At 75.1% G+C, this 14,518-nt stretch carries 5 protein-coding genes; 1 reads left to right on the forward strand and 4 read right to left on the reverse strand.

Translation table 11 applies throughout. The annotated features are described in order from the left end of the window. Nucleotides 1-203: 203 nt before the first annotated feature. The 4 genes from I6A60_RS23555 to I6A60_RS23570 form a co-directional block, all read right to left on the reverse strand. Nucleotides 204-1,628 carry an MFS transporter gene (locus tag I6A60_RS23555; protein ID WP_307873826.1) on the reverse strand — a complete coding sequence of 475 codons (1,425 nt, stop codon included), beginning with the start codon at nucleotides 1,626-1,628 and terminating at the stop codon, nucleotides 204-206. Nucleotides 1,629-1,703: 75 nt separating this feature from the next. Then, nucleotides 1,704-2,873, reverse strand: coding sequence for an alpha/beta hydrolase family protein (locus I6A60_RS23560; protein ID WP_203017160.1), 1,170 nt, complete (start codon nucleotides 2,871-2,873; stop codon nucleotides 1,704-1,706). Nucleotides 2,874-2,891: 18 nt separating this feature from the next. Continuing rightward, nucleotides 2,892-9,722: a type I polyketide synthase gene (locus tag I6A60_RS23565; protein ID WP_203055695.1), complete on the reverse strand. Its 6,831-nt coding sequence runs from the start codon at nucleotides 9,720-9,722 to the stop codon at nucleotides 2,892-2,894. Then, nucleotides 9,719-11,554, reverse strand: a complete 1,836-nt coding sequence (locus tag I6A60_RS23570; protein ID WP_238436077.1) for a fatty acyl-AMP ligase — start codon at nucleotides 11,552-11,554, stop codon at nucleotides 9,719-9,721. Before I6A60_RS23570 ends, I6A60_RS23565 begins: the two co-directional genes overlap by 4 nt. Before the next feature lie 980 nt (nucleotides 11,555-12,534). Between I6A60_RS23570 and I6A60_RS23575 the strand changes: the two genes are divergently transcribed. Further along, on the forward strand, nucleotides 12,535-14,472 hold the full coding sequence (locus tag I6A60_RS23575; RefSeq protein ID WP_203022253.1) for a CocE/NonD family hydrolase: 1,938 nt from the start codon (nucleotides 12,535-12,537) through the stop codon (nucleotides 14,470-14,472). Nucleotides 14,473-14,518: the final 46 nt, after the last annotated feature.

A 14,518-nucleotide genomic window follows, 5' to 3' on the forward strand; every position in this document is an offset into this window, starting at 1 on the left:
GTTCCGGAGGTCTTGTGCTGTCGCCGGAGTCCGTCGTGCGGTAGCAGCTGTCCAGGGCGGGCGGGGCCGGGCGCCCCCCCCCCCCGCGGGGGGGGGGGGGGGGGCGCCCGGCGACCACGCTCCCGGGCCGCCGCCAGGACAATTGCGGCTGGGATTCCGACCGGGTCGAACGGCGCTCCGGGCCGTCGCTCGCCCAGGCGGGCTCACGTCGCCTGGCGAGGCCCTGATCTGGCTGGTCCCGGGCCTGGGCTGGCCGGCCGCGACCCTGAGCTGGCCGGCCGCGGCCGAGGCCGGCGGTGACGGCCCGGCGTGCGCCGGGCGCGCCCGGCCGGGCCCAGGGTGGCCAGGCTGATGAGCGCGCCCAGCGCGACGAGCCCGGCCGAGACCTTCAGCCCGCGGGAGTAGCCGGCGACGAAGCCGTCGACCGCGCTGCCGCCGGCGGCGACGACCGCCCGTTGCCGGGCGAGCAGAATCGCCCCGGTGACCGACACCCCGAGCACCCCGGAGACCTCCCGGGCCGTGCTGAGGACGGCCGAGGCCATCCCTGCCCCGGCCGGGTCGACGTCGCCGAGCAGGACCGACGTCAGCGGGGTCGTCAGGGCCGAGCCGGCGCCGATGATCAGCAGTCCGGGCAGCAGGTCGAGGTAGGAGGCGCCCGGCCCGACCTGCGCGGTCAGGTACAGGCCGGCGGCGACAGCCCCGAGTCCCGCCGCGACCGTGAACCGTGCGCCGCAGGCGGCGACGAGGCGTCCGGTCGCCGGCACGGCCAGGACCAGCGCGACGGCCAGCGGCACGAACGCGAGGCCGGCCCCGACCGGGCTGAAGCCGAGGATGCTCTGCAGGTAAAGCGACGTGAACAGGAAGACGCCGTTCACCCCGAGCCCCCACAGCATCTGGGCCGCCGTGCCGCCGGAGAAGGCCGGCGACCGGAAGAGCGCCAGATCGAGCATCGGGTCGGTCCCGGTGGTCTCGACCGCGACGAACGCCCAGCCGGCCACCCCGGCCAGCGCGAAGGCGTAGATGATCGCCGGCGAGGTGAACCCCCGGTCGTTGCTCTCGACCAGGGCCCAGGTGAGCGCGAGCAGCGCGAGGCCGGAGGTCGCGAGCCCCAGGATGTCGAGGCTCGCCCGCCGGCCGCGGCGGCGGCGGCTCGGCGGGACGGCCCAGCAGGCCAGCGCCATCGTCACCGCGCAGACCGGGACGTTGACGTAGAAGACCCAGCTCCAGTGCGCGTACTGGCTGATCGCGCCGCCGACCGCCGGCCCGAGCGCGAGGGCGGCCGCGATCGCCGCGGTCAGGACCCCGGCGCCCAGGTCGCGGTCGCGCCCGTCCAGGTCGGCGGTCAGGATCGCCAGGGTCGCCGGGAGCACGGCCGCCCCGCCGGCGCCCTGCGCGGCGCGGGCGGCGATCAGCTCGGTGCCGGAGGAGGCGTGGCCGCACAGCACCGACCCGACGGCGAAGATCGCCAAGCCGAGCAGCAGGACGCGGCGGCGGCCGAACAGGTCGGCCAGCCGGCCGCCGGCCAGCAGCAGGCTGGAGAAGGTCAGGATGTAGGCGGTCGCGACCCATTCCAGGCCGGTCGTCGACAGCGTCAGGTCGCGCTCGATCGATGGCAGCGCGACGTTCACGACGGTGTTGTCGAGCGCCGTGACGAACGCGGCCAGCGCGACCGTGAGCAGCAGCCCGGTCCGCCGGACCGCGGGTCAGCTCGCCGGAAGTCCCAGCCCGGCCGCCAGCACCGGCCACGACCGGGCGAGCTCGCGATTCCAGTACGGCCATGAATGGGTGCCCGCTCCATAGAAGTCAACGGTCGGCTTCAGCCCGGACAGCCGGGCCAGGGTGACGAACGTCGTGCTGTTGGCCAGCGTGATCGTGTCCAGCAGGCTGCTCTCCGTGTTCGCCGGGTCCAGTGGACCGGGGTTGCCGTTCCCCGAGGAGACGAACAGCCCGACGCCCTTCAGGCGCCCGAGCAGGGCCGTCGGGTTCGTGTAGAGCCACTGCAGTCCCAGCAGCACCGGGTCACCCCACATGGCCAGCGGGTTCTGGCTCTCCCGCACGAGGATCGCCGCGATCTCCGTGCTCACCACCGGGGTCTGGGTGTCGAGCAGGCCGCTGAAGGACGCGGCCGCCCCGTACTCACCCGGGTGCAGCGCGGCGAGCGCGACGGCCGCGTAGGCGCCGATCGACACGCCCGCGATCGCGGCCCGCCCGGAGGCCCGGTACCCGGCGCGCAGGATCTGCGGCACCTCGGTCGCGAGGAAGGTGTCGTAGCCCCAGCCCTTGTTCGGCATGCCGAAGTTCCACCAGTTGGTGCCGAAGCCGGCCGAGCCGTCGCTCGGCATGACGACGAGGACGTTCTTGTCCGCGGTGGCGGCCTCGACGTCCGTGTAGAGCGACCAGGACTGGTAGTCGGCCTTCTCGCAGCACCCGTGGATCAGGTAGAGCGCCGGGAACGTGGCCGTCGGGTCCGCGGTCCAGCTCGGCGGGAGCATCAGCCGGACGGGGGCGGCGCCGCCGAGCGCCGGCGAGCTGATCATGAGGTCGACCGTGCGGGCGTCGACGCGGGTCTCGTAGAGGACCCGGGCGCCGTCGGCGGCCTTCGCGGTGGCGAGACCGACGACGGGCACGGTCCCCGGGTCGGGCACGCCGAGCGTCGCCGTGTCCGGCACCGTCCCCGTCTTGGGGTTGTCCCCGCCGCTCGTGCTCTGGTTGACCTGGGCCACCGGGGCGACCGGCGTCCCGGTGGCGGCCGGCGCCGCGGCGGATCCGGCGGCCGGCCCGGCGCCGGCCAGCCCGAGCGGCATCGCGACCGCGACCACCGCCGTGGCCACCGCGATCCACCGGCGCCGCCGCGTCGATAACTGTGCGGGCATTTCCCGTTTCTCCGTCCGTCAGCCGGCCGGCTGGTCGCCGGTCAGGAGCCGGCCGAGGCGGCCGGCGATGAGGTCCACAGCAGGGGGGTCGATGACCGAGGTGTGGTCGCCGGGAACTACGACGACCTCCAGGTCCGTGCAGAGGGAGTCCCAGCCGAGCGCGGCGTCGGTGCGCCCGTAGCGCGGGTCCAGCGTGGCCGTCACCTGGTGGGTGGACGCCGCGCGGAACAGCACGACCCGGCCGGCGTACGGCCGTGGCCGGTAGCGCTCGGAGATCCGGGCGTCCGCGTAGGAGGTGCGCTGGTGCTCCAGCACTCCCGGAGTCATGCCGATCCCCGAGGACGCGAGCAGCTGGCCGAGCCGCTCCACCTGGGCGTCCTCGTCCAGCGCGGCCAGCTCCTCGTAGGGCAGCCGCAGGTCGACCCGGTAGGTCTCGCTCACGTAGGCGGCGAACCGGCGGAACCGCTCGACCACCAGCCCACGGACGTCTCCGGTGACGGGCAGCGGGAGAATCGAGTCGATCATGGCGACGACCTCGACGGTCGCCCCGGCCGCGACCAGCCGCTGCGCGACCTCGTAGGCGAGCACCCCGCCGAACGACCAGCCGCCCAGCCGGTAGGGCCCGCGCGGGTCGATCTTCCGGAGGATCTCCAGGTAGCGGTCCGCCTTGGTCTCGACGTCCCGCAGGTCGTCGAGCCGTTCGAGGCCGTACACCGGCGGTCCGGCCGGCAGCCGGGTGACAAGCGCGTGGTAGACGCTGGTCGGCCCGCCGGCCGGGTGGAAGAGGAACAGCGGCCGCTGGCTGCCGGCCTCCCGGCCCTGGTCGGGGCTGGCGGCGCGCAGCAGGCGCAGCGGGTTCCCGCCGTTGCCCTCCAGCCGTTCGCGCAGCAGGTTCGCCATCCGCTCGACGGTGCCCGCCGCGACCAGCCGGGCCGCGTCCGGCGGCGTCTGGTCCGGCGGCGCCTTGGGCCCGAGCCGGTCGGCCACGGCGGCGGCGACCGCCTCGCTGGCCCGGCCGGGCGAGGCGCCGTCCCGGTCGGCGGCGGCCAGGTCGTCGGCCACACCGACGGGGGAGCGGCCCAGCGCCTCCTCCCAGAGGAGCACCAGCCACCGTTCGGTCGCGTCGCGGGGCGGAATGTACCCGCGGGAGCCGGGCGCCCGCTCGGCGCCGACGTCGGTCGGGCCGGGGCCGGCGTCGGGCACGCCCAGCTCGGAGGCCAGGTGGTGTTCGACGTCGGTCAGGCTCGCGCCCTGCAGCATCAGGCGCACCGGCAGCACGACGTCGAAGTCGGCCTCCACCGCGTTGCGCAGCCGCACCGCCATCAGCGAGTCGAGGCCGAGCCCGGTCAGTTGGGCGTCCGGGTCGACGAGCTCGGCCCGGTCCGGCGGGAAGCCCATGATCTGGGCGACGCGGGTCCGCAGCCTGGCCGCCAGCAGGCCGCGGGCGGTTGCCGGGTCCGACGAGCGCACGGCGGCCGCGCCGGGCCAGCGGTCATCGGCGGCGCCGTCGCGGGTGGGTTCCTGGGTGGCGGTCTCGGCCAGCAGCGGCCCGAAGAAGGCGAGGTCCGTGATCTCGGGCAGCAGGGCGACGGCGCGCGTGGGCGACAGCCGGGTGACGCCGGTGACGTCTCGGCCGGAGGTGAGGACGGCCTCCAAGGCCTCCAGGCCGGCGGCCGGCGACAGCGGTTCCAGCAGCGGGTTCGCGTTCCCGGCCGCCTTGCCGACCTGGGACCAGGCGCCCCACTGGATGCTCGTCGCCGGCCGCCCGGTCGCGCGCCGCCAGCGGGTGAACCCGTCCATCCAGGCGTTGGCGGTGGAGTACGACGCCTGTCCCGGGGAGCCCAGCAGGCCGGCGGCGGACGAGAAGACCAGCCACCAGTCGGGGTCGAGCTGCTCGGTCGCCCGGTGCAGCAGCCAGGTGCCGGTGACCTTGGGGGCCCAGACCCGCTCCAGGCTGTCGCGATCGAGGGTCAGGACGGCCTGGTCGACCAGCAGCCCGGCCGCGTGTGCGACGCCGGCGAGCCTCATCCCACCGGCGGTCGCCGCGTCGACGAGCCGCTCGGCCGTCCCCGGCCGCGCGATGTCGCCGGTGACGACCACGACGTCCGTGCGCCCGTCGGCCCGCAGCCGCGCGAGCGCCGCCTCGACCTCGGGGGACGGCTGGCGCCGGCCGCCGAGAACGAGCCGCGCGGCCCCGCCTTCGGCCAGCCGCTCGGCCAGCGCGAGGCCGAGGCCGCCGAGCCCGCCGGTGATCAGGTAGGCCTCCGGACGCACCAGGGGTCGCCCCGCCCGAGCGGGCGTGAGCCGCGCGCGGGCGAGCCGAGCTGCCAGCCGGTGGCCGTCCCGCCAGGCGACCTCGTCGTCGCCGGTGCCGGCGGCCAGCTCGGCCAGCAGGCCGGGCAGCGGGTCGCCGGCCGGGTCCAGGTCGACCAGCGTCGCCCGCAGCAGCGGATGCTCGAAGGCGAGCACGCGCACCAGCCCGCGCAGCGACGCCGGGCCGGGCCGACCGGTCTCGCCTGCGGCGGCCACCGACGCGCCCCGGGTGACGATCCACAGGCGCGGCGTCTGCCCGGACGCGGCCTCCAGCGCCGCACGGGCCAGCGCGGCCGCCCCGGCGACCAGGGCGGACGCCTCGGTCACCTGGGCGGGCAGCTCGCCTGCCTGGGTGGACGCGTCGACGAGCGCGGGCTCATCGGGGACGAGGAACAGAACCCCGGCCTCGCCGCGGGCCGCCTGTCCGGCCAGCGCCGTGGCAAGGGCCGGACCGTCATCCAGCGCGACGGTGACGACAGAGCCGCCGGCCGCCTCCAGCCGGGCCTCCAACTGGGCGACCAGGCTGTAGGACGGCGGCCCCGCGGTCACCACGACCCACGCGGTGTCCTCAGGCCGACCGGTGCCGACCGTCGGCGCGGGGAGGTCCGCCGGCTCCCAGCGGGCCTCGAACAGCATGGACTCCAGCGCGACCGGAACGTCGTCGCGATGCAGCCGCCGCAGGTAGATCTCGTCGGCCTCCAGCAGGACGGCGCCGTCGTCGCCGACGAGGCGGACCGCGCCGACCAGGCCGGTCGCGTCCGTGCCGATCGGCGCGAGCGTCGCGTGACAGGTGCCCTCCCGGGGCTGGGCCGCGCCGACGCGCAGCCGGCCGATGCCCACCGGCAGGTAGACCGCGCGGTCGTCCTGGACCTGCCGGACGCCCGCGGCGGCCGCGGCGAGCGTCTGGAGGCACACGTCCAGCAGAGCAGGGTGCACGCGCAGCAGCGGATGCCCGGTCGCCGTGTCCGGCAGGCGGACCCGGGCGCGGGCCACGCCCCGGGCGCCGGAACCGCCGAACCGCGCCTCGGTCACGCCGACGAACGCGGGGCCGTAGTGCTGCCCGACCGCGTCGAACGCCGCGTACAGGTCGAGCGGCTCACCCTCGCCGTCACCCAGTACCGCGTCAGGATCGCGCGGGGGGTCGGTCCCGGCCAGCGCGACCGTCGCCGTCGCGCAGCGGACCCAGCGGTCCGGCCCGGCCGTCCTGCTGTGGACGTCGACCGTGCCGCCCGCGTCGGTCACCCGCAGCGAGACGGTGAGCGTCGTGTGGTCGGCCAGCGGCACGATCCGGTGGATCTCCAGGTCGCTGACGACGACGTCGGGCGAGCCGAGGACCGCGGTGGCCGCGGCCAGGGCGAGCTCGGCGTGCGCCGCGCCCGGCAGCACGGGGACGCCGTGGACGGTGTGGTCGGCGAGCCAGCGCACGTCGGTGGTCCCGACCTCGGCGCTCCACAGGTACCGGTCGCCTTCGGGCAGGTCCACCCGCGTGCCGAGCAGCGGATGGCGGTCGGCCACGGCCGGCCGCGGCTCGGCGCTCGCGCGGAACCAGTAGGGCCGGCGGTCCCAGGAGGTCGTGGGCGGCTCGGGTGCCCGCCGCGCCGGCCCGGGGCCGTCGGTCTCGCGGGCGAGCGCGGCCCTGGCCCCGGCGTCGCCGCCGGCCAGGGCGAGCCGGGCCAGGTTGGCCCGGAACGTCACCTGGTCGTCGGTCCCGCGACGCAGCGTTCCGGCAACGGTCACCCGCCCGGCGCCCAGGGTCTGGCGCACCGCGCGCGCGCCGATCGGATGCGGCGAGACCTCCAGGAACGTGTCGTGGCCGTCCGCGCCGGCGGCGGCCAGGGCATGGGCGAAGCGGACCGGCCGGCGGGCGTTCGCCGCCCAGTACTCGGCGTCGAAGGCGGGCAGCGTGCGCGGGTCGTCCAGGGTGGTGCCGTAGAAGGCCACGGCCGGCGGCTGGCCGGTGAGGTCGGACAGCTCGCTGGTCAGCTCGTCGAGCAGGCCGTCGACCGCGCTGGAGTGCGCCCCGCCGGGAATGTTCATCGGGAACACGGCGTGGCCCATCGCCTCGACCCGGGCGCACAGCGCGCGCAGCTGGTCCGGGTCGCCGCCGACCGCGCGCTGCGTGGGGCTGGTATAGACGCTGACCGCGACGTCCGGGTAGTCGGGCGCGAGCGTGTCCCACTCGGCGTCGGTCACTTCGATCATGGCCAGCTCGCCGCGGCCGTCGCGTTCCAGCGACGTGAGCAACCGGGCCCGGGTGGCCATGACGCGGGCGGCGCTGTCGAGGTCGAGCGCTCCCGACACCACGGCCGCCGAGACCTCGCCCATCGAGAACCCGAGAACGGCCGCGGGTTCCAGTCCCCGCGAGCGCCACAGCCTGGCCAGGGCGACCTGCGTGCCGAACAGCACCACCTGGATGGCCTCGAGCCCCTCGAACGGGGTCGCGCCGGTAAGGGCCGCCCGCAGCGAGCGGCCGGTGCGGCGGGCCAGGACCGGTTCGACCCAGTCGACGGCGGCGGCGAAGTCGGGTTCGGTCGCGAGTAGCCGCCGGCCCATGCCGGCCCACTGCGAGCCCTGGCCCGAGAAGATCCAGACGGTGCCCGGCCCGGCGGCGCGTGCCGCCCGCCGCGCCGTCGGCGCCGGGGCGACGACGGCCGGATGGTCGGCCTCACCGGCAAGCGCGGAAAGGGCGTCGGCCAGCTCGCCGCGGGTGCGGCCGACGACGACGGCGCTCATTGGCGCGTCGTAGGAGTGCCGGCGGGCGAGGACCGCGGCGACGTCGGCTGGGCGCGCGATCCGCCCGGCCGGCTCGTCGAGCCAGCCGGCCAGCCGGGCGGCCTGCCGCCGGATCCTGGCCGGGTCGGCGCCGGAGAGCAGGAGGGTTCTGGTCGCGTCCGCCGCCCGATCGTCCGGTGTCGGGGCCTCGGCGACGCTCAGCCCGCCCGCGAGCCATTCCTCCACCACCACGTGGGCGTTGGTCCCGCCGAAGCCGAAGCCGGAGACGCCGGCACGGGCCGGGCGCCCGGCCACGCGAGGCCAGGGGCGGGGCTCGGTGACGACCCGCAGGCCCGCCTCGTCGAAGCGGATGTGCGGGCTCGGCGCGTCGAAATGCAGGCTGGCGGGGATCACACCGTGCGTCAGGCCGAGCGCGACCTTGATCAGGCCGGTGATGCCGGCCGCGGCCTCCAGGTGCCCGAGGTTGGTCTTCACCGACCCGATCAGCAGCGGGCGGTCCGCCTTGCGGCCGGCGCCGGCTCCGACGACGGCGCCCAGGGCGGTCGCCTCGATCGGGTCGCCGAGCGGGGTGCCCGTCCCGTGCGCCTCGACGTAGTCGACCTCGGCCGGGTCGACGCCGGCCGCCCGGTAGGCCGCGCGCAGGACGGCCTCCTGCGCCCGGGGGTTCGGCGCGGTGATCCCGTTCGAGCGCCCGTCGGAGTTCACCGCCGAGCCGCGGATGACGGCCCAGATCCGGTCGCCGTCGCGCCGCGCGTCGGACAGCCGCTTCAGCACGACGGCGCCGGCGCCCTCGCCGCGCACGATTCCGTCGGCCGACGCCGCGAACGCCTTGCAGTGCCCGTCCGGGGCCAGCAGGCCGGCCGAGGCGAACGCGGCCGAGACGGCCGGGGCGAGCAGCAGGTTGACGCCGCCGGCGATCGCGGTGGCGCTCTCCCCGGACCGCAGGCTCGCGCAGGCCGTGTGGACCGCGACCAGCGACGACGAGCAGGCGGTGTCCATGGCGATCGACGGGCCGCGCAGGTCCAGCGTGTAGGAGATCCGGTTGGCCGCGAGCGACATCGCCGCGCCGGTGGACGTGTGGGCCTCGATCCGGGTCAGGTCCGCTGCCGTGAGGTGGCCGTACTCCAGCAGGCTCAGGCCGACGAACACCCCGGTGGGCGTGCCGCGCAACGAGTCCGGGGTGATGCCGGCGTTCTCCAGCGCCTCCCAGACGACCTCCAGCAGGAGCCGGTGCTGCGGGTCCATCAGCTCGGCCTCGCGCGGCGCGATGCCGAAGAACCCCGGGTCGAAGCCGGCGACGTCGTCGAGGAACCCGCCGTACCTGCCCAGCCCGGCCAGGGCAGCCGCCGACGCCGAGCCCGGGTCGACGAAGTGCTCCCAACGCCCGGCCGGCACCGCGCGAACGCCGTCGCCGCCGGCGGTGAGGAAGGCCCAGAACGCCTCCGGGTCGGCCGACCCGCCGGGCAGCCGGCAGCCGATGCCGACGATGGCCACCGGCTCGGCGCTCGGGACCGCCGCGACGTGCGGGACGTCGCCGTCGCCGTGATCGGAGCCGAGGGCCACCAGCCGGGCGGCGATGGCGGCGATGGTCGGGTTCTCCCAGACCAGCGTGGCCGGAAGGGTCATGTCGAGCAGGTCCTCGAGGTCGCCGGCCAGCGCGACCGCGGCGCGGGACGCCAGGCCCAGCTCGCCGAGCGGCTGGAACGGGTCGATCGACTCGGCCCGCGTGCCGACCAGGCGGGCGACCTCGCGGGTGAGCCAGGCCCGCAGCTCCGGCTCGGTCGGACCGGGTCGTCCCGTCATGACGGGCTCCCCAGCCGGGCGAACCCGCCGGCCAGGTAGCGCTGCCGGCTCGCGCGGCGCGCGATCTTCCCGCTGGTGGTGCGCGGGACGGAGCCGGGCCGGGTGAGCACGACGTCGTGGACGGCGAGGCCGTGGCGGTCGGAGACGGCCCGACGGACCGCCTGCGTGACGGTGGTCGGGTCCCAGCCACGGTCGAGCGCGCGCCGGGAGATCTCCGCCACCACGACGACCCGCTCGCCGTCGTCGCCCGGCACCGAGAAGGCCGCCGTGCGGTGGCGGCCCAACGCGTCGTGGACGGCCTCGACGGCCGCCTCCACGTCCTGCGGGTAGTGGTTGCGGCCGTCGATGACGATCACGTCCTTCAACCGGCCGGTGACGAACAGCTCGCCGCCGTCGAGGACGCCCAGGTCGCCGGTGCGCAGCCAGGAGCCGGCGGGCAGGCCGTCGGCCCGCTCGACCGCGCCGCCACCCTGGACCGGCGCCGCGGGGCCGTCCGGCGCGAGCCGCTGCCCGAACGTCGTAGCGGACAGCTCCGGGTTGCCCCAGTACCCCTGCGCGACGTTGGGACCGTGGACCCAGATCTCGCCGACCATTCCGTCCGGCAGCACCCGTGACGTCACGGGATCGACGATCGCGAGCCGCTGCCCGACCGGGTGGCCGCAGGAGACCAGGGTGTGGGGTTCGCCCGGGGGCGCGTCGCGGTCGGTGTCCCCGGCCAGCTCCACCAGCTCGCCGGCGCCGAGCCGCTCCTGGTCGACCTGGAGGACCCGGGCCGGGCGCCCGTCGGTCGACCCACAGACGTACACCGTCGCCTCGGCGAGGCCGTACGCCGGCCGGATGACCTCACGGCGCAGCCCCTGGGGGGCGAACCTACGGACGAAGCGGTCGAGGGTGCCGGCCTGGACGGGCTCCGCGCCGTTGCCGATCGCGGCGACGTCGCCCAGCCACAGGCCGGCGGCGTCCTCGGGCGAGATCCGGCTGGCGCAGAAGTCGAAGGCGAAGTTCGGGCCGGACGTCACGGCGCCCGGGCTCGCCGACAGCAGCCGCAGCCATCGCACCGGCCTGGCCAGGAAGGCGACCGGGTCCATGAACACGGCCGGGTAGCCGCCGGCGACACAGCCACCGACGACGAGGACCAGGCCCATGTCGTGGAACAGCGGGAGCCAGCTGACCAGGGTCAGCCCAGGGCCGTGGCCCTGGCTGTAGGCGGTCGCGGCCTGGGCGGCGTTGACGGCGATGTTGCGGTGCGAGATCAGCACCCCGGCCGGCGACCGGGTGGAACCGGAGGTGTACTGCAGGTAGGCGACGTCGTCCTCGCCGAGCACGTCCGGTACCTGGCCCACCGGCTCGGCGGCTCCCGCCGCGTCGTCGATGACCACGACGTCGATGGGCCGGTCCTGCGCCGCCAGGAACTCGCGCACGGCCGGAAGGGCTGCCAGGGTGGTGGCGACCGCCGCCGGCTCGCAGTCGCGAAAGACGGCGTCCAGCCGCCCGGAATGCCCGGGCAGATCGGGTGGGAACAGCGGGACGGCGATGATGCCGGCTCGCAGCGCGCCGAGGAACGCCACCACGTAGTCGAGCCCCTGTGGAGCGCTGATCGCCAGCCGGGAGCCCCGCTCCTGGCGGGCCGCGATCCGGGACGAGAACGCGCACACCCGCTCGAACAGCTGGGCGTAGGTCAGCGACGTGGCGGCGCCGCGCCGGTCGACGGCGTAGTCGACGAAGGTGAGGGCGACACGGTCAGGCTCGTCCCGAGCGCGTACGGCCAACTGTTCGGGCAGCGGGACGGACGCGAACGCGTCCCCGGTCGCCCGGCCGCCGCTTGGAGCCATGCGAACCCCACACATTTCCTGTCCTCCAAGCCCTGTCCCACCCGCAGGCCAGCCAGGGGCCGGTCCGGGGGCGATCTTCCATCGATTCGACGCCATCCCTGCCTTCCCTGGGCCAGCGAACAGCTGCTTGTGGCTTTTCGCGCAGGAAAGGAGTACCGGTGCCGTGGCTGGTTCACCTCGACGCTTCCACGAGCACGCCGCCGGATTCCAGGCCAGGGTTTCAGCCGGGCAGGCCAAGCGTAGGTCAGCGGCGCGCGGAAATCCTTGGCGAAGTATCCAGAAATCGACAGGAGCGGCTATGACCGATGACAACCGGTTGAGATTCGGCGGGCCGTCGCGATTGGGACTGATGTGCTGGTCACCTGGGTGTCGGCGCTGGCCAGGAGTCAGACGGACAAGATCGGTTGTCCTGGTGTCGCTGGCCCCTTGTCTCCGAGGTGGCCGTCCTGTTGGATGTCTCGCCCGGTCGCGGTGGGGGAAGCCCGGATTTGTTGCGCGGGAAACCGTGCGTGCCCGACAATCTTTCGCGCGTGTCCGCCGTGTTCGCCGGCAGCCCCCGTGCATTCCTCGCGTGGAACGGAGCATAGGGAAGCGAAGCGAGATTTCAAAGGGATGCGAATCTCGCTTGGCCGGTCCGTGGAAGTATCTCCGTGCCGCATTCCTGGGCGGCGGAACGACGGGCGCGGAGCACGCCCACCGCGGCCCTCCGCCGGGCTGTCGTGTCGACGTCCTCGACCCCGCGGGCGCCCGCCAGTTCGCCGCGGGTGCCCTCGGATCGAGTCGGGCCGGGTGGCCGGCGATCGCCCAGATCCGCGACCACCGGGCGTGACTCGCGGCGACCCGTGTGCCTGACCAGCGGATATGTGAGCCTCTACCCCCTATTGGGTGACATTGGCGCAATCCTCGTGGCATCCTTCCGTCCCACAGTTCCTACTGACCAGTAGGTAACAACGGGAACGGGCGCAGCGGGAGGACGTAACGTGACGACACGATTATGGAGAGCGATGGGCGTGCTCACCGCGAGCGCGATCGCGGCGAGCCTGGCCGTCGTGCTGGACACGGCCGTGGCGCGCGCGGACGTGACGCCGTTCGGGCACGCCTGCACGGCGCAGAACGGCGTGCGTTTCTGCCCGACCGCCGACCTCGGCGGGCGGGTCGCGTCCTGGGACGGCACTCCGCTGGACGTCGACGTGACGCTCCCGGCCACCGGCTCCGGGCCGTTCCCCACAATCGTGATCATGCACGGCCTGGGCGAGGACAAGACCGCGTTCGAGGACACCTCCGCGACCGGCTCGCAGGCCCTGACTTACCACTACAACACCAACTACTACGCCCAGCGTGGCTACGCGGTGGTCACCCCGACGGCCCGGGGCTTCGGCAACTCCTGCGGCTCGGCGGCCAAGACCAGCGCCGGCTGCGCCGCCGGGTGGGTGCACCTCGACGACGCCCGCTACGAGGCGCGCGACGTCCAGCAGCTGCTGGGAACCCTCGTCGACGAGGGCGTCGCCGACCCGTCGGCGCTCGGCGTCACCGGCATCTCGTACGGCGGCGGCACGGCGGCCCAGCTCGCGTTCCTGAACAACCGGATCGAACTGCCCAGCGGCGGCTTCGCCGCGTGGACGAGCCCGGCGGGCGCGCCCCTGCACATCGCCGCGTCCTACCCGCGCTGGGGCTGGGCCGACCTGGCCACCGCGCTGGTCCCGAACGGCCGCGCCACCGACACCGCCCCGCCCAGCTACGCGGCCGACACGTCCCCGGTGGGCGTCTCGAAGCTGTCCTACACGAGCTTCCTCTACCTGATCACCGACCTGCTCGGCCAGGTCGCGCCGGCCGGCGCGGATCCGGGCGCCGACCTGACGACCTGGTACAAGACGCTGCTCGCCGGCGAGCCGTACTCCGGCAGCGCCGTCACCAGCCTCGTCGCGGCGCTGAAGTACAAGGGCACGACGGGCATCCCCGGGGCGCCGACGCCGATGCTGATCGAGAACGGCTGGACGGACAACCTGTTCGGCGCCCAGCAGGGCCTGGCCCTGTTCAACCAGGCCCGGGCGGCCAGCCCGAGCGCGGACGTGTCCCTGCAGCTCGCCGACACCGGGCACCCGGGCGCGAGCAACCGCTCCGACGTGGTGGACCGGCTGGTCGACGCCGGCTCGGCGTTCTTCGACGCCAAGCTGCGCGGGACCGGCACCGGGCCGGCCCCCGGCTCGGTGGCGCTGTCACCGATGTCCTGCCCGGCCGGCAGCGCCACCCCGGCGCCGATCACCGCGGCCTCCTGGGGCGCCGCGCACCCCGGCACGCTCAGCTTCAGCCTGACCCTGCCGCAGTCGACGACCTCCAGCGGCCTGAACTACCTCGGCCAGGTCGGCCAGGACCCGGTGATCGGCATCCTGCCGGGCACCGTCGGTGACGTCCTCACCGGCCTCGTCAACGGCACCGTCGACCCGTCCAGCCTGCTGTCGATCCTGGGCGGCGGCAGCTCCCAGTTCGGTTCGCTGTTCTCGCAGGCCCTGCAGACCTCGAACCCCTGCGCCACGTCGCCGGCCCTGATCCAGCCGAACAGCATCGTCGTCATCGGGCCCGCCCTCACCCACGCGGACACCCTGGCCGGCATGCCCCTGGTCACTGCGTCCATCCAGCACACCGGCCCGGATGGCCAGCTTGACGCCAGGCTGTGGGACGTCAGCCCCAACGGGACCCAGATCCTCGTCAGCCGCGGTCTCTACCGGGTGACGGCCAACCAGTCGGGCACGATCAGTTTCCAGCTGGACGGCAACGCCTATACCTTCGCTGCCGGGCACCGTCCCAAGCTTGAGCTGCTCTCCTCCGACGGCCCGTACGCCCGGCCCAGCAACGGCATCAGCACGACCTTCGCCCTGACCGTCACCGCGAAGCTCCCGATCGTCCAGACCACACCCTGACCTCACGAGACCGGCAGGCCCGCGGCCACCCGGCCCCGGGCCTGCC

It is taken from the genome of Frankia sp. AgB1.9, assembly GCF_016786355.1.
In the GTDB taxonomy this organism is placed as follows: domain Bacteria; phylum Actinomycetota; class Actinomycetes; order Frankiales; family Frankiaceae; genus Pseudofrankia.

Bases quoted from the DNA above. Each gene is read 5' to 3' on its own strand.
- I6A60_RS23560 (WP_203017160.1), bottom strand. From the start codon at position 2,873: ATGCCCGCACAGTTATCGACGCGGCGGCGCCGGTGGATCGCGGTGGCC.
- I6A60_RS23570 (WP_238436077.1), bottom strand. From the start codon at position 11,554: ATGGCTCCAAGCGGCGGCCGGGCGACCGGGGACGCGTTCGCGTCCGTC.
- I6A60_RS23565 (WP_203055695.1), bottom strand. From the start codon at position 9,722: ATGACGGGACGACCCGGTCCGACCGAGCCGGAGCTGCGGGCCTGGCTC.